The 17,836-nt window shown below is 29.0% G+C and carries 14 protein-coding genes; 3 read left to right on the top strand and 11 right to left on the bottom strand.

The features are described from left to right. Positions 1-91 precede the first annotated feature (91 nt). A complete protein-coding gene (locus B3086_RS16285) occupies positions 92-943 on the bottom strand; it encodes a YjjW family glycine radical enzyme activase (RefSeq protein WP_346877739.1) in 852 nt (283 codons plus the stop codon). 148 nt (positions 944-1,091) lie between these two features. Further along, positions 1,092-2,591 carry a YjjI family glycine radical enzyme gene (locus B3086_RS16280; protein ID WP_346848514.1) on the bottom strand — a complete coding sequence of 500 codons (1,500 nt, stop codon included), beginning with the start codon at positions 2,589-2,591 and terminating at the stop codon, positions 1,092-1,094. Positions 2,592-2,949: 358 nt separating this feature from the next. Between B3086_RS16280 and B3086_RS16275 the strand changes: the two genes are divergently transcribed. Beyond that, positions 2,950-3,444, top strand: a complete 495-nt coding sequence (locus B3086_RS16275; protein WP_346848513.1) for a metallophosphoesterase family protein — start codon at positions 2,950-2,952, stop codon at positions 3,442-3,444. A 75-nt stretch (positions 3,445-3,519) separates the two neighbouring features. Here B3086_RS16275 and B3086_RS16270 read toward each other — a convergent pair whose 3' ends face one another. The 8 genes from B3086_RS16270 to B3086_RS16235 form a co-directional block, all read right to left on the bottom strand. After that, a complete protein-coding gene (locus B3086_RS16270) occupies positions 3,520-4,500 on the bottom strand; it encodes a biotin--[acetyl-CoA-carboxylase] ligase (protein ID WP_346877303.1) in 981 nt (326 codons plus the stop codon). A 25-nt stretch (positions 4,501-4,525) separates the two neighbouring features. Continuing rightward, positions 4,526-5,191 carry an HDIG domain-containing metalloprotein gene (locus B3086_RS16265; protein ID WP_346874166.1) on the bottom strand — a complete coding sequence of 222 codons (666 nt, stop codon included), beginning with the start codon at positions 5,189-5,191 and terminating at the stop codon, positions 4,526-4,528. 275 nt (positions 5,192-5,466) lie between these two features. Continuing rightward, a complete protein-coding gene (locus B3086_RS16260) occupies positions 5,467-6,984 on the bottom strand; it encodes a VanW family protein (protein ID WP_346893912.1) in 1,518 nt (505 codons plus the stop codon). 169 nt (positions 6,985-7,153) lie between these two features. Then, positions 7,154-8,527 (bottom strand): VanW family protein, encoded by a 1,374-nt coding sequence (locus B3086_RS16255; RefSeq protein WP_346877300.1) that lies wholly within the window; start codon positions 8,525-8,527, stop codon positions 7,154-7,156. A gap of 305 nt (positions 8,528-8,832) precedes the next feature. Further along, positions 8,833-10,011, bottom strand: coding sequence for an acetyl-CoA C-acetyltransferase (locus B3086_RS16250; protein ID WP_346847420.1), 1,179 nt, complete (start codon positions 10,009-10,011; stop codon positions 8,833-8,835). A 401-nt stretch (positions 10,012-10,412) separates the two neighbouring features. Next, positions 10,413-11,771 (bottom strand): sigma-54 interaction domain-containing protein, encoded by a 1,359-nt coding sequence (locus B3086_RS16245; protein WP_051824230.1) that lies wholly within the window; start codon positions 11,769-11,771, stop codon positions 10,413-10,415. Positions 11,772-11,883: 112 nt separating this feature from the next. Then, on the bottom strand, positions 11,884-12,423 hold the full coding sequence (locus B3086_RS16240; protein WP_035135090.1) for a Gx transporter family protein: 540 nt from the start codon (positions 12,421-12,423) through the stop codon (positions 11,884-11,886). A 10-nt stretch (positions 12,424-12,433) separates the two neighbouring features. Beyond that, on the bottom strand, positions 12,434-12,826 hold the full coding sequence (locus tag B3086_RS16235; protein WP_346847419.1) for a NusG domain II-containing protein: 393 nt from the start codon (positions 12,824-12,826) through the stop codon (positions 12,434-12,436). 311 nt (positions 12,827-13,137) lie between these two features. Here B3086_RS16235 and B3086_RS16230 point away from each other — a divergent pair, with 311 nt between their 5' ends. Continuing rightward, positions 13,138-13,584 carry an FMN-binding protein gene (locus B3086_RS16230; RefSeq protein ID WP_035135094.1) on the top strand — a complete coding sequence of 149 codons (447 nt, stop codon included), beginning with the start codon at positions 13,138-13,140 and terminating at the stop codon, positions 13,582-13,584. 254 nt (positions 13,585-13,838) lie between these two features. Beyond that, on the top strand, positions 13,839-14,879 hold the full coding sequence (locus tag B3086_RS16225; protein ID WP_346847418.1) for an FAD:protein FMN transferase: 1,041 nt from the start codon (positions 13,839-13,841) through the stop codon (positions 14,877-14,879). Between the two features lie 32 nt (positions 14,880-14,911). Here the strand turns inward: B3086_RS16225 and B3086_RS16220 are convergent, their stop codons facing one another. Continuing rightward, a complete protein-coding gene (locus tag B3086_RS16220; RefSeq protein WP_346878524.1) occupies positions 14,912-17,803 on the bottom strand; it encodes a hypothetical protein in 2,892 nt (963 codons plus the stop codon). Between the last annotated feature and the right edge of the window lie 33 nt (positions 17,804-17,836).

The following is a 17,836-nucleotide window of genomic DNA, read 5'->3' as shown; positions in this document are numbered from 1 at the left end:
TAAATTATTAAATACTTTAAAAGCTACAATTCAAAATTGTTGAATTGTAGCTTTCCCCTTTTATATAGATTACTTTTTAAATTTCCATTCTTTAAACTATTATGGTGTTTATGCATCCATTAGCTCTAGCTAATGATTCTAATTCCTTCATATAATCATTAGTAGGTACTGTAGTCTCAAGTAATTCCTTTCTTACTCCCATAGGTCTATATTTAATTAGCTTATATTGAATATTAGGATTAATTTCAGCTAACAGCTTACTTCCCATGTCTACAGTATAATTATTATTAAGAACTTCTGGTACTACTACTGTTCTAATTTCATATATTTTATCAAGTTTTCCTAGCTCTCTTATGTTTTTTATTACCGTTTCATTAGTGAGGCCTGTAAGCATCCTATTTTCTTCTGGAGAAAAAGCTTTTAAATCTATCATAGTTTTATCTGTTACTTCTAAAAGTTCTTTATCCTTATATATAGGAGTGGAACCATTAGTGTCTATAAAAGTTGTTAAACCAAGACTCTTTACTTTTGTAAATAGCTCCTTTAGAAAATCTCTTTGAAGAGTACATTCGCCTCCTGAAACCGTTATTCCTGAAATAAATAGCTTTACCTTTTCAATTTTTTTCATTAGTTCTGAGGCAGTTATTTTTGTTATCTTAGGGCTACTGTTTTTCCTACAAGTATCAACACAAGCATCACAATTAACGCATTTATCAATATCATACTCTACCTTACCATCTACCATTGATAGGGCTCCATATTCACAGGCAGGCACACATTCGCCACAATTGATACATCTATTTATAGTTTCTGGATTATGACAATAAAGACAGTTATAATTACATCCTTGAAGAAATATGGCCATTCTATTGCCTTCTCCATCTACATTACTAAAAGGTATTATTTTATTAACATAGCCTATAGTTTCTTGCTTATCATTCATACTTCTTCCCCCAGTTCTCATATATTTTCTTTTCCTGATAATATAGAACCGCTCCAATACTATAAGCTTTTGCTACAATTGTATCGAAGCGGCCTTTATTATAAAAATCCTTTTTATCCTATGACTACCAACTCTAATGATAAGAATTCTATTTATCAGAACTTCTTAATTTTCTTTCAAGTATCTTGGAGTTTTTAACTGCTCCATATCCAAGGGCTACTGTATCTTGAAGTACTTGCTCTCCCCTATCTAAAGCTTCAATATCAGAACGCTTAACAAGATATCCTGTAATTCTTATAACGTCACAATCATCACAGTATAGGGAGAAATATCTCATATTTAGTGCAAAGGCACCTTTGATTATATCTAAAATTGACTTTGGATTCTTCTTAGCCATTTCATCAAATTTAAATATATCACCAATTCCAGATGGGAAGTATTTGTGGAATACTGCACTTTGAATCAAGTGTTCTGGTAATGATGGCTCTTCTCCTATTGGAATTCTACATCCTGGACTTGTTTCAGTATCAGAATCAATTCCAACTTGAGAATGAAGTAGATAATGATTATCTGTAACTTCACAATATTTATTTTCATGGGCATTAACCATAGTATACATTTTATTTATAATAGTTTCACCTAGCTTGTTAGCTCTTTCACCATATCCAAATCTATCCTTTTCATCTGTTGCTCCTAGAAGCGTATTTACACATTCTGCAAGACCAACTAATCCAAACATAGCAGTAAATCTATCTCTTGATAATAAACCTTCTCTTACAAGGAAACTTGACTCAAAGAAATTACTTTCTTCTACTATGAATTTAACTCTATTATCCATATAATCAAGCATTGATTCTACAGCATCTGGTAATACAGTGTTTAAAAAGTGTTCTTCATTATACGACATCTTAGCTAGTTTTGAAAGTAACATTCTAACTAATGTATAACTTCCACCGCCAAGATTAAGTCCATTATAGCAACTTACTATTCCATACTTTTCTCCTAATTCTGAGCTAAACATTTCATGGTTAGCAAAGCTTGGCTTAGCACAGGTAAGAGCTGTTTTTATTGCTTCAACTGCAAATTCTTCACTAGTTTCCTTTGAGTATTTTAAGGTTATATTAGGAGTAGCATTTTGAAGTTCTCTCTCTACTTCTAAAATTATTCTTCCTGCTTTAGTATCCTTAGGTCCAATATTAGCATGACAGAATGAATCAGTTATTGTTCTGTCTATATGCTTTAAGAAAAATTTAATTGCTTTATATGCTTCTTCCTCATCTTCTATATATGGATCTAAAAGGGTATCAATATTACCTACATATACTGGGAAAGATGTAACTGATGGTACATGTTTATATAGAATAAGTAAATTATTTACTGCATCCCATATATCCTCTGCAGGAGTTAGGCTTAAAAACTTACTTCCATTTTTCATAAACTTTTCATAGTCAGGTACAATGTATCTAGGTCTATAGGGTGCGTTACCTTCATTAAGGTCACATATAACACCTGCATTTTCGTACATTTTTGTTTTGTCAGATTTATTTAATACATCTAAACTATTTTCTGACTCCCTAGCTAAATTTAAAACTTTCATTTCATAAGTTAAAGTCTTGTCTTTAATAATATTCATTATACTATCTTTCATTTTATCACTCCTATGACATTTTGAAATTAAGTAAATATTATTATGTTGTTCCTGCTTAACTATATACATAAATTAAATATAATTAAGCCATACTTTATTACAATAATGCAATGTTTATAATAAATTTATCTTAATTATAGTATACCCGAATATAAGAGTTTTTTCTACTATTTAATGAATAATAATTATTGATTACATTAACTTTTTAAGTAACATTTTAATTTTATCAGTATTTTTAACTTGTGTTACTTTTTTAAGAAAAGTTTCAATTAACTGTTTAAATATAAACTACACAAATAAAATTTTATGCTTATACTAATAATGTATATATATTTTTTAAGTGGAGGTGAAGCTTAAATTGAAAATCGGAATTATTTCTGATACTCACATGAATAAACATTATTCAAGACTAAAACATATACTAGATGATAAGTTAAAAGATGTAGATTTAATAATTCATGCAGGAGATTATACCTCCCCTGAAGTAATATCTATGATTAAGGAAAAATCAAAATTTATAGGTGTTTATGGAAATAATGACAAATCTAATTTAAGAAGTTTAGTTCCTGAAAAACACATATTAACTTTAGAAGGTTATAAAATTGGTATTTGTCACGGGGATGGTACTAAAAAGCAAACTATAGATAATGTGGTTGATACTTTTAAGAAGGATAAGCTTGATATAATAATATATGGTCATAGCCATAAACCTTGTATTTTTACTAAAGGAAAAACAATGTATTTAAATCCTGGATCTTCTACTAGCAAAAGAAAAGAACCTTGGTTTTCTTATATAATTTTAGAGCTTAATAAAAATTGTCCCATATCAGCTTCAGTAAACTTTTTTAAATAGCTAAAAAATTCATTATTCCATAGAGTAAAAGGATTGAGCCTATAAAATAGACTTCAATCCTTTTAATTTATTAGTTTAAACATATCCATAGATTCCTCTTACAGATACTTCTCCAGATATTACTCTATTAATAGTACCATCTTTATGTTTTACTATTAATTCTCCTTCATCATCAATATCTATTACCGTACATATGACTTCATTATTTCCATTAATTACTCTTACCTCTTTATTTATAAGTAATGAGCCTTCTCTACAAATTTCTATAACTCTACTTATATCTCCTGTATTTTTAAAGTCTTCGTAAAACACTTCAAAATTATTCAATATATTAGCTACAAGTTTTTTTCTATCAACTTCATTTCCTAATTCATTTTTAAGGGATGTGGCTTTTTCCTTTAACTCATCTGGAAATGATTCCATATTAACATTTATACCAATTCCCATGATGACATAATTTACTCTTTCTATTTCTGCATTCATCTCAGTTAATATGCCACATATTTTTTTGCCATTAATGACTATATCGTTAGGCCACTTTATTCCTACAGAAATGCCCATCTCCTTTAGAGCAGTATAAACTGCTGCTGCACCAATTAAAGTAGCTCTAGGTGCTACCATAGGAGATATATTTGGTTTTAATACTATGGACATCCATATTCCTGTTCCTTTAGGTGAAATCCAACTTCTACCCAATCTCCCCTTCCCACTAGTTTGTTCCTCTGCAGCAACTACCATTCCTTCTATAGGATTATTACTACACTCTCTTCTGCACTGAACATTAGTAGAGTCTACTTCATCAAAATAAATGAAGTTTCTCCCTATATACTTAGTTGTAAGAAGAGGTAAAATCTCTTCACCATCTATAATATCCGGAGTACTTATTAGTTTATATCCTCTATTGGAAATTGATTCTATAACGTATCCTACTTCCTTTAAGCTTTTTATATGCTTCCATATTCCAGCCCTAGTAATTCCTAATTCCTCACTAAGTCTTTCCCCTGAAATATATTCATCCTTACTTTTTCTAAGTATGTTCAATATCTTCTTCTTCATTAAATACTTACCTTCCTAAGCTTTCTTATTTCTCAGGCAAATTATATGTCTCTGCCATTCTTTTTCTCTTATCAATATAATTCTGGCACCTTTCTAAGAAAATTTCAATATTTCTCTCTTCTTTTCTTACTTCCTCTTCGGTCTTTGGCCCTCTCCCTAATCTATCACATATTCCAAGAAGTCCTATATCCTCAATGTATCCACTTTTAACAACTCTATTAAGGTCTGCAAACTCATTATTTTTTACTACGAAAAGAATCTGCATATGAAGTCTAACTAGATTTACTACATAATCATAAAATCCTTTATCTTCATGAAGCTTTAAATGGGTTAAAAATTCTTCTGCCATTCTTGCTCCAACTTTATCATGGTCATAGGCAGTGAGGTAGCCTCTTCTTAACTTTGTAGTAGTTAACTTACCTATGTCATGTAAAAATGCTGCCCACATAAATCCCTTTGGCTCTTTGCTTCTATCTCTTCTTTTAGCAGCTTCATCTATAACCATCATAGTGTGAATCCAAACATTGCCTTCTGGGTGATGTTTAGGATTTTGCTCCACATCTTTTAACTTTAAAACCATGTTATAGGGATATATATCTGGATAACCATTATTTTCTACTAAGTTATTAAAATATATGGATGGCTTTTCATCTTCTAAAAGATGCTTTGTAAATTCTTCAAAATAATTCATTTAACTTTTCTCCCTTCTTATCATACCTATATAATTAATATTATTTACATATATAATATTTACTATTAATATAATAGGTCATGAAATTTTTTCTTATGCTGTTATACACAATATATTTTTATTAACATTATATTGTAACCAATTATTTAAATTCAATTAAATATTTACTATGATAAAATACCCTACAGTATAGACGGATATCTTGTCTATCTATAGGGTATTGATTATTCAAGAATAAATATCTTTATTTTTTCTTTCATTTCTTTATCATAATTTTAGTTACCTGCAGGTTTATCTGTTGGCTTTTCAGCAGGTTTTTCTGCCGGCTTGTCTGCTGGTTTTTCTGCTGGTTTGGTAACAGGAGCTTGTTCTACTTTTTTAGTACCTCTTTTTATTATTTTAGGTAGTGGTATATAAGTATCAGTATTCATAAGCTCTGTTGAAACTACATTACCATTTTCATAAGTAGTTCTATATGCCTTAACCTTATATCCCTGAGATCCATTCTGAGTAACCTTTTCTGTTCCTATAGGTAAAGTTGGATCATCCTCATATTTTACTGTTACAGGAATGGTCTCATAGGTTTCTGAGTTAAAGCTATATGTTTTTCCACCCTTAGCTGCAGAGTTAGAATATATATTAAAGGTTACATTTCCACCACTAGTATATCCTTCAATATATATTGGATATTTGTATGGATTTGTGAATACATAATCTATTCCTCCATAAGCAATAGTTGCATCAAGTCCTAACGGAACATATCCTACTGCCATGTTATGATTTAATCTTTGATCTGGAAGAATTCCTGAGTCTAATACTGCATTGTGAAGTGTTGAGGATACTTGGCAAATACCTCCTCCATATCCAATCTCCACCTTATTTCCTACATAAACGCCTCCTGGTTGATAACCTTTATCTGCTGTAGTGTCACCCACTGTAGTATTAAAACTAAAACTTTCTCCTGGCATTAGTACTATACCATTTACAGTTTGAGCTCCTAGTGATATATTGGTACTTCTACTCCAATCTGAACTTCCAAAGTTAGTAGTTTTGGTTCCAATTCTAGTGTTAATCGTTGATAATTTTTCTTTTGTCTTAGTAGGTACCTCTTTTTTTATAGTTGCAGTTACTTCTATGTTTCCTGCTTTACTTTCTGATACTTTAGCATTTATATCCTTAACTAATGCTTGTACATCCAAAGTCTTACCAACTACTTCTTCAGTAATGTTAAATCCTGAACCTGATTTTGCTATAGTCGCATCTTTTTTAGCAACATTAATTTCACTTTCCATTTTTTTAGCAACAGTATTTATAATTTCGTTATTATAGGTAAATGTTATTGGAAAGTCTTTTTTTTCAGAACTCTTTATTGCTTTAAACTTATCTAAATACCCAAGATCTCTATTATGGTTAAAAGCTTCGTTTACAGTTTCATCTATATTAAACTCTACATGTAAGTCAGTGTAGTTAATATCATACTCCTTATCTCCAGCTTTAATTTTAATACTTCTGTTCCCAATTTCGTCGTTATATTTACTATTTAGTTCTTGTACAACTTGGTCCTTGGCTTTACCACTTACATCTATTCCTTCAACCTGCACACCTGGCATAATTAAATTCTCATATTTTGATACAGTAGTATGGATGTATGTTGTTGTACCTAAAAATACTAAAAGAACTATAGTTATTACGGAAGAAATTGCTATGATCTTAGCTTTTTTATTAGATTTTTTATTCCCTGGGGTTAGTGAAAGCTTCGATCCATTCTCACCCTTCTCTAGATTCATATCCATAGTAACATTCCTTTCATTTTACAATTAAAAAATTGATTTAACATATAAATTATATCATATGTTAATCATATTTTCATTTATATTATTATTACGATTTCATTACATAATAATTTTCTATTGTAAAATTTTAACATAAGCATTGTATATATGCAATTCCTTCCCTATACCTCTATCCATTTCTTCTGATGATTTTATTTACAGGTTCATATATCTCATCATATATTACCTCTTCTTTTACTACCTTCTTATTTTCTAAGGTTTTTCTATAAACCTTTATCTTATAACCTTTACTACCTTGATTCTCAACTATTTCTTCCCCTTCATCCAAGTTTATGTCCTTTTTATATTCTATCTTTTGAGGTATTTCTTTATAGACTTTACTAATGACTTCATACTTTATATTTTCTAATTCTTTATAAGAATATATATTAAATGTTAATTTATTATTTTCTACTATACCATCTATATAAATGGGATATGGTAAAGTATTTTTAAACTTATAATCTACAACATTATAATAAATGGTTGCATCCATTCCTTTATCAACATACCCTATTGGCATAGAATGATGCGTTCTCTCCATAGGCAGAATTCCTGCTCTTATTATTGCATTATGAAGAGTTGTAGATACCTGACAAATACCTCCACCTAATTCAGGTTGAAGTTTATTATCTTTTATAACAGGTGCTTCTACATATCCTTTTTCTTTAGTGCTTTCACCTACTAGTTTATTAAAACTATATTCTTCCTCTGGCATTAAAACTATACCACTTGCTGCTTCAGTTGCTACTTTAATATTAGTAGCTCTAACATCACCTACAAAGTTTGTACTAAAACTAGATATTATTATATTAATCCTTTTCAAATCTTCAGTGTTTATTTCTGGATTTTCAATACTAATAGGCAATTTGAGAGTAACATCACCTTTATTATTCTCAGTATTACTTTTTACAACTTCTTCAACCTTAGAAATAAAATCTTTTCTATTTATTTCTTCTTTTGAAGAACTTTCACTTACTTTTAGTTTTCCATCTTCCTTGATGATAGTTGCATTTTTAACTTCCTTGTTGAGAGTTTTTTCAATTTCATCCAACAATGAATCTACAAAATTTGTATTATAACTATACTCAATATCAAAATCTACTTTTTTAGGATTTTTTATCAACTTATAACCTTCTCTTACAGATAAATCCTTTCCATAATCCAAAGCTTCCATAAGAGTTTCCTGTAAGTTGCTTTTTATATTTAAGCTTTCATAATCAATCTTATATTCTTTATCTTTTACCTTTACCTTAATATCATTATTGATAAGTTCTTTGCTTTTTTCATTTAAAAGCTTTATAGATTCCTCCTTAGTTCTACCACCCACTTCAATTCCTTCTACAAAAACTTGAGGATAAATTTTATTTACATAACTACTTACGGTACGCTTCATATATCCGTAATAAAATAGAAAATACACTACAATAAAAACAACTATTAAAGCAATAATAGTAAAAAAAGTATTTTTATTTCCTTTTCTTCTCTGATTTCTTTTTTCCATATAAAATTCTCCTCTCATGTTATTTAAATTAGCTTGTGTAGTATTTCATGAAATATTCTAGCTAAAATAAAAAATCAGCTCATTGTAAATTTACAATGAACTGATTTTTTTATTTATACTTAAAAAGTTATAGCTAATTAATATTTTTCTTTTCTCGCTTTGCTCGCAGGGACACTCCTTCTCACATTCGTTCGAAATGTTAAACCAAAGATTTTCTTTTCTCGCTTTGCTCGTAAGGACACTCCTTCTCACATGCGTTCGAATGAGTAAGTTCGAATACCCAAATATAAAATTTGGATTCTCACTTATCTTTCTATTACTATTGCGATTCCTTGTCCGCCACCTATACATAGTGTAGCAAGACCTTTTTTGTTATCTCTCTTAATCATTTCATAGATAAGAGTAGTTAATATTCTAGCTCCTGATGCTCCAACTGGGTGTCCAATAGCTATTGCTCCACCATTAACATTTACTTTATTCATGTCAAATTTTAAATCTTTAGCTACTGCTAATGATTGTGCTGCAAAAGCTTCATTAGCTTCTATTAAATCTAAATCTTCAACTGTTAATCCAGCTTTAGATAAAGCTTTGCTTGTAGCTTCGAATGGTCCATATCCCATTATTTGTGGATCAAGACCTGCTGATGCATAAGATTTTATAGTTGCAAGATAGTTAACTCCTAGTTGTTCAGCTTTTTCTTTAGACATAACTATGAACATAGCAGCTCCATCATTTATTCCTGAAGCGTTACCAGCAGTAACTGTTCCACCTTTTTTGAAAGCTGGCTTAAGTTTTCCTAATTTCTCTATTGTTGAACCAAATTTAGGGAACTCATCTGTATCAAATACAATTGGATCTCCTTTTCTTTGAGGTATTTCAACTGGTACTATTTCATCTTTAAATCTTCCTTCTTTTACAGCCTTTTCAGCTTTTAATTGGCTACTTAAAGCAAATTCGTCTTGCATTTCTCTTGTAAGACCCCATTTTTCAGCTATGTTTTCTGCAGTAACTCCCATATGATAATCATAGAACGCATCCCAAAGACCATCTTTAATCATAGTGTCAACCATTGTTGAATCACCCATTCTTTGTCCCCATCTAGATGTTGGTAATACATATGGTGCATTACTCATTGATTCTGTTCCACCACAAAGGATTACATCTGCATCTCCTGATTTAATTGCTTGAGCTGCTAATGTTACAGCTTTTATTCCTGAACCACAAACTTTATTAATACTAATTGCTGTAGATTCTTCTTTTAAACCAGCCTTTAAAGCTACTTGTCTTCCAACATTTTGTCCAAGCCCTGCACTTATAACATTTCCTATAATAGCTTCATCTATAATAGCTGGATCTATTCCTGCTCTTTTTATTGCTTCTTTTGCAGCTACAGCACCAATTTCAGCTGCTGATAATTTTGATAATGAACCTCCAAATGATCCTACTGCTGTTCTAGCAGCACTTACAATAACAACTTCTTTCATTTTTAACTCCATCCTTTTCTTAAAAATTTTTTCTTTAAATAATTCGTTACGTTAGAAACTATTTTATCCCCTGCTTATATATCTACATAGGGTTACAAAGTCTATGTTTATTACTCTTATTTATATAGCAGTTTCCATGCCAACTTCTACAATCCCCTAAATATCTACTTTCTCGTGAATTAGGGAAAATAACACTGTAAACTACAGTTTACGGTTTTTCCTTAAACAAATCTTTGTTAATATTATAACTTCAATGTTAAATAAATCACCTAAAGCAAAATCAATAATTAGCAGATTTTTTTCATCATTTATTAATACATTTAATCTATTTAAAGGGTTAATTCTCCAAACTAAAGCACACATGTAAANNTTTACATGTGTGCTTTAGTTTACACTTTTTTTTAAAGTTCCATATTAAACCTCTTCATTTTTTTATAAAGACCTTGCCTACTAATACCCAAAACCTTAGCAGTTTCATTTTTATTACCATTAAGTTTCTCTAGAGTTTCTGTAATTACCTGCTTTTCTATTTCTTCTACTATATCTTTAAGTTGTTTATTTTCATAATCAACCTTTCTTTTGTTACAATCTAATATCTTTGCGGGTAAATGCTCTGGTAATATTTTAAGCTCTGTATTAAGTAAATTTATTGCTCTTTCAATAACATTTTCTAGTTCTCTAACATTACCTGGCCAGTTATAACATTTAAGATAATCCAAGGTTTCTTCTGATATACCTTCACTATATATTCCATACTTATTACATAGCTTAACTCTTAATGCCTCTGCAAGTGGTCCCACATCTTCAATTCTTTCTCTTAGTGCTGGAAGCTTAACATGCATAACATTTAATCTATAGTATAAATCTTGTCTAAACTTACCCTCTTGAGTTAACTGTAATAAGTTTTTATTGGTAGATGCTATAATCCTAACATCTATCTTTTTTACATCATTACTACCAACTCTTACAATTTCTCTATCTTGAAGAACTCTTAATAACTTCACCTGCATAAAAAGAGGCATATCTCCTATTTCATCTAAAAGAATAGTTCCTCCATCTGCAAGCTCAAATTTACCCTTCATTCCTGTTTTTTTCGCTCCTGTAAATGCTCCTTCTTCATAGCCAAACATTTCTGATTCAAATAGTTCTGTTGGTATAGCTCCACAATTTATTTTAACAAAGGGTTTTCTGGCTCTTTTACTACTATTGTGTATGGACTGTGCAACTAATTCTTTTCCTGTACCACTCTCCCCTGTAATTAATACAGATGAATCTCCTCTTGCAATCTTCTCAGCAAATTTTATAGCAGTTAAGAAGCTTGAGCTATTTCCGATAATTTTATCAAAAGTATAGGTTGCTTTATTCTCTACAGTGAGTTCATTTTTATAAAATTGAACCTCTTTTTCTAAATGGGATATCTTACTACTTAATATTTTAAAATTATCTATATCTTTAAACATAACTCTACCTATGGCGCCTCTAATTTTTCCATTAATTATTATAGGAACTCTCATAGATATCATTTTATGTTCATTAACCTCTTGAATATCTCCAACTTCTTTAAATCCATTTTTAGCTATAAGATGTAATTTTGTGTTTGGAATAACCTTAGTTACATGCTTACCCTCTGGTTCTTTACACCCTAAAAACTTCTTGTATCCATCTGTCATCATTGTTATAATTCCATCTTCATTAACTACTACAATGTATTCATTTAAACTATTAAATGCAAAATTGAGTATTTCTTCATCAACTCTCATATATTTTTCCTCCTAAATAAAATACATTATTTTATGTTTCTATCTATTAAGTGTAACTATATCCTTATTTAATATATTTATATCCATTTTAGCTATTTTAATTAAACTTATTTTAAAACCAATTGTTATTTACACCAAAAACTTTTTTTAAATGTTCTACTGCAAAATTGCCTGTAATTCCAACAAATATGCCAGTCCCTATCCCTGCCACGCTCATAACAGGTAAATAGAGCATAACACTCATGGTTTTTACTATTAGTGATGCTGCAAGTAATTGTCCTACATTATGAAATACTGCCCCCGCACAACTTACTCCTACAATACTTATCTTTTCTTTTCCAAGGTGTTTTGCAAATACCATAAATATATAACTTAAAATCCCACCAGATAAACTATACATTAATCTAGATATACTTCCTCCAAACATTACGGAAAGCAAAATTCTTAAAAACATAACTAAAAAAGTCTCTTTATAACTTAAGGTGTATAATGCTATTACCGTAATAATATTAGCAAGACCTAGTCTTGTGCCCGGAGTTATAAATGGTACTGGTATCATATTTTCAAATATGTGTAGCACCATGGACATTGCTACTAATAGGGATATATATATCATTTTTCTAATATTTTTACTAGCTTCTTTACTATTCATTTTCTTCACCTCAACGAGAAATTACATCTTCCCCTTCACTACTCTTTTGTTCCCCTACTATTTCAATGATTAACCTATTAGGCAGACATACTATTCTTTCTCCAACCGCTCCTATAAATCCTTCATTTACACATATTTCATCCTTACAATCTGCATCTACAATTCCTATTTTCATTTCATGAATTACAACTCGATTAAATCCATAGGAAGATTTAATAGTAAATTCTTCATCTAACCCTGTGGTTAGTTCCACTCTCTTTGTCTCTTTGCCATCTATAGAAATAACAGCATAATTTATTCCTTTATAATTACTCTGATAATTTTTTAGCATAATGTAAGGTATAAATGACACTATTAGTAACACTACAATTATTACTATATCCATTCTCTTCATTAATTTCATATTCATTCTTCTCCTATCCAACAATAGTTTAAACAAAGTAATTTTAATCTTTTATTGTTATTATATCAATATGTTCACCTAAATTCCTTAGTGATTAAAAAATTTCAGAAAAATAATCTTTAACCTATAATAACAATATACATACTCTGATGTATTTTTATGTTATTAATGTTAACTTTAATCATAAATTGTAAATAATTTTTTAACAATTTTCCTGGAAATATATTTACTATTATTTTAGTTTAGTTTATAATTAAATCATAAAAATAGTATGTTTCTTAAACTAGAAATATTTTTAGGAGGTAACATTAATGAATAAAAAAGTTCTAGCTTTATTATCCTCAGTAGTTTTAACTGCTGGAATGTTAGTTGGTTGTGGTTCAAAAGGAATGAAAGATGGAAGCTATAAATCTGAATTTGACACTTTTGATGATCACGGTTGGAAAGGACAAGTTGAAATTACAGTTGCTGATGGAAAAATCACTGATGCTAAATTCGACTATGTAAATGAATCTGGAGATCTAAAGAGTAAAGATGCCGAATATCAAGAAAAAATGACAAAAGTATCTGGAATTGGCCCTGTTGAGTTCTCAACTCAATATGCAGAAGCTCTTGTAGAGAAACAAGACCCTGCAACAGTTGATGCAATAACTGGAGCAACTACTTCTGGAGATGATTTTAAACTTTTAGCCGATGCAGCTATCCAACATGCAAATGATGGTAAAACTGAAACTGCTGTAGTTAAAGCTAAAAAATAGTATTTTCATAAATAGTATAGTAATAAGACTTTAGGATATCCTGAAGTCTTATATTTATTTCTCCATATTTATATAGTTATTACTAGTTTAAAAAATTCTATGTATTTTATATTTAAAAGTTTCACCTAATAAATTATAATGTTATTATTAATATAAAGATATAATTCACTTTAATAATGTTTTAACAATATATAAATTTTTTTATTTAAATATTAAAACTTTATATTACTATGCATATAACTAAGGAGGTCCCTATGAAACTTTTTAAAAAACTTTCTTGCATTTTAGTTCTATTTATAACTATTATTATTGTTGCAGGATGTGCAAATCAAAGATTACCTATTAAGCCAATTAGTAAAACAGAGCTAGTCATTGGTACAGTGTGTACCATAACCATATATGATAAAAGTGATACAACTATAATAGATGAATCTTTTGCTCGTTTAAGAGAACTAGAAAATATATTAAGTATAAGTAAGTCTAATACCGAATTGGATGAAGTAAATAATATGGCAGGAATAGAACCTGTTGAGGTTAGTAATGATACTTTTAATGTGGTAAAAAAAGGACTAGAATATTCTAAACTGTCTGGTGGTTCACTAGATATCACTATTGGACCTTTGGTAAAGTTATGGGGAATTGGTACAGATAATGCTAAGCTTCCCTCAGAAAAAGAAATTAATGAAAAAAAGGCTTTAATTGATTATAATAAAATTCAAATAGATGAATCAAAAAAAAGTATATTTTTAAAAGATTCCAATATGATTATAGATTTAGGTGCAATTGCAAAGGGGTATGCTGCTGATGAAATAGTTAAAATCCTAAAAAATGCTGAAGTATCCAGTGCAATTATTGATTTAGGTGGTAATATTTATGTACTCGGTGACAAGATAGATGGTACCCCTTGGAAGGTAGGAGTTCAAAACCCTGAAAAATCCGGTAGTGATACTATTGGATTTGTAAGTGTTAGTAATAAATCTATTGTAACCTCTGGAGTGTATGAAAGATACTTTGAGCAAGATGGTAAAAACTATCACCATATTCTAAGTCCAGATACAGGTTATCCATATGACAACAACATCTTAGGTGTGTCTATATTATCTAATAACTCTATAGATGGTGATTCTCTATCAACTACTTTATTTGCCCTTGGGGTAGATGAAGGTTTAAAACTTATTAACTCATTAGATGATGTTGAGGCAATTTTTATAACTAAGAACCATGAACTATACCTAACTAATGGCTTTAAAAAAGCATTTACCCTTACAAATAATAATTATGAAATAAAAGAATAATAAATGGCTATGGTAGTCCCATAGCCATTTTTTTAAACTAATTTATAGCATTTACTATTATTATATACCATATTATGATCAAGTTGTTTGATATATTTTAATACCTCTACATCTACAAATTTCATAAGAACTTCTAATTCCTCATTCTTTTTAGTAATCTCTTCATGAGATTTTGTCATATCCATCTCTGCTTGCTCAACTATATTTTTATCTATTGTAATATCATTTAGAGTTCCTTCAAATATATCTTTTATTTCTTCCTTTAACTTGTCTGAAAGTCCTCTTAAGTTTTCCATTATATTATTGCTTAATATAGCAGCAATATTATCCTTATTTTCTATGACTTGATTTTTAATTTTTATTCTAGTACTTTCTGCCTTTTCTTCTGACTTCATAAACATTACCTTAATTCCACCAGCTACTGTACTTAAGAATTTCTCATTTGGTATTACAGTAACTTCATAATTAATACTATTTAAGAATTCATCATGTAATACTAAAAATTCCTTCAGTAGCTCTTCAAGTGGTTTTATATCTATGGGTTTAATTTTACTTGTAAAATCACCATAGGCAGATATTACAGTATCTCTATTATCCTTTATCTTTTCTATAGTCTCTTGATGGTATCCATAGAGCTTTGAATACTTAGTTATATAAACCTCAAATTGCTCTAACATTAAATCATATATATTTTTATTACACCAATTTACAATAGTTTCACTAAATATCTTTTCAGCCTTATCCTTTAGTGTTGAAGTTTCTTCTAAGTCATCTATAGCATCTAGTTTTTTTTCTATGAGATCAGGGATAATTATTGATATCTTTTCTTCAGCATATTTTCCTAAAAACTCTATATCACCCTGAATTTTTGTAAGAAATTCATTATAGTTTGATTTAACTTCATCTGCTAGGTTTATATATTCTGATACACATTCCTTAAGGGTATATCTTCTTTCCTTATAAACTGCATTTTTAAATTTTATGTCTTCTCTAATTCCATCTAAAGTTTTATTTATATTGGTCTTAAAGTCATTAAATTTCATATTTATTATATTTTCTGAAGTTTGTCCTATAAGTGTTTCTAATAACTCTCTAGAATCAAAAAAGTCTTTTTGGTCAAATAATATAATTTCTCTTTTATAATCTAGCATATTTTCCAATAAAGCTTTATTATAACTTAATGCTTCAGCCTTATAATCACTACTTTTTGTATTAATAAGAATAGCCAATATAGAATTGTTACAATCTTCCAATATATGTTTAATATAAGTTACATCAATATCCCTTAACTCTTTATGACCATCTATTACAATAATATTTTTATCTGCCATTTTACCATGAATAGACTTATCATAAGTTATAATACATTTATTAGGATCTCTTAATAAATTATTCTTTGTAATAACTTCACAACTATAATAATCTTTAATATATGATTTTAACTCAAGTTGTTTATTGCTAATAAACACAATATCCTTATCTTGTAAAAAGATCTTTTCTCCAACAATATTGTTTAAAGTTTCTTCTACCTCTCTATCTTGAATTGCATTAATACCTATTATTGTTTTTTTACTACTACTTCTAATAAAGTCACTAGTATCAAATTTAGATTCTATACCATAGCTTGTACATATATCTTTTACATTATTATATAAGTATAGCCAAGGATATTCTCTTAAATTATAGTTTTCCCTTTTAGTTCCATCTATAGATATTTCTTTACATTCTTCTATATAATTAAGTAGCTCCTTATTTATATTAAATATATTGATTATGGAAGATAACTTAGTTGAAGTTTCAATTGCTTTTTCATAATTATTGTTTTGAACCGCAGCATTCATTAAATAAAACGCAAAGTCAAATTCATACTCTCTTAAAAATACTTCTTTATACTTTCTTATTCTTATATCTTCATAAATTTCATTTAACACACATACTGCTTGAGAACAATTTATAAAATCTCCGTGTTTATAATCTATAATTTTAAAACTTTGTCTTAGATAACTTAATACTTTAATAAGTTGTTCTTCCTCTTGTCTGATACCTTTGTATAAGCTTAAAATTAAAGTACTCCATTCTACAATTTTAAGCTCTTCCATTAATATATTACAGAACTTTATAATCTTATCTACACATTCTATATCTAGGGATTGTGCTTTTGTGCATATAGTATTCATTGCATTTATCCAATGAGGGCTACTATCCTTACAATATTCCTCTATTGAGATATCTATGGCATTAGAGTAAGATTTTTCTGTTGTAAAATACTCTACAACATCTATATTTATTCCTTTAAATGAAGATAATATTTTTATTACATTTCTAGCTGCCTCATTTGCTTTATCTATAATGTTTAATTCTTTACTTGCTCTATATACGCAATAGTTTTTTTGTATGTATAATATTTCTTCTTCTCCAATTATACTTTCATATAAGTATAAAGCTTCTTCAACTTCAACCATATCACCAAGATTTTTTCTTGCCCACATTAATAGTTCAAAAAATACTACTCCACTTTTACATTGAATTTCTTCAGTTTGAAATTTATTTCCACTTTTTAAGAATTCCTCCATAACCTCTATTACTTTAGAAAAGTAATCCTTTGACAATTCAAATTCTTTTCTCTCAAAATATATTTCTCCTAGTGAGTAGTATGATACTATAAGATTTCTAAAATCCTCATACTCCATATTCCCAATTACTTTATAATCTAACTTTTCTATAATTTTTTTAAAAAACTCAGTAAGGTTTACTTCATTTACATCTATTCTAAATATATTTTTAACACACCAGTTATAATAATGCTTTACCATTAAGCAGGGTTCACAGGTAATCTTACTGTCTGTAATATCTAGATAAAAATTCAATTTACCTAAATTGTTTTCACACTGCTGAAGGAATTTCATCTGTTTTTTTAAAGACAATTCATTCACTCTCCTTATTTTATTTAGTCATAC

It is taken from the genome of Clostridium sp. UBA871 (genome assembly GCF_002295255.1).
Classification (GTDB): domain Bacteria; phylum Bacillota; class Clostridia; order Clostridiales; family Clostridiaceae; genus Clostridium_J; species Clostridium_J sulfidigenes.
Note: the sequence above shows the minus strand (reverse complement) of the source record. Positions and strands in the feature narration are given on the sequence as shown.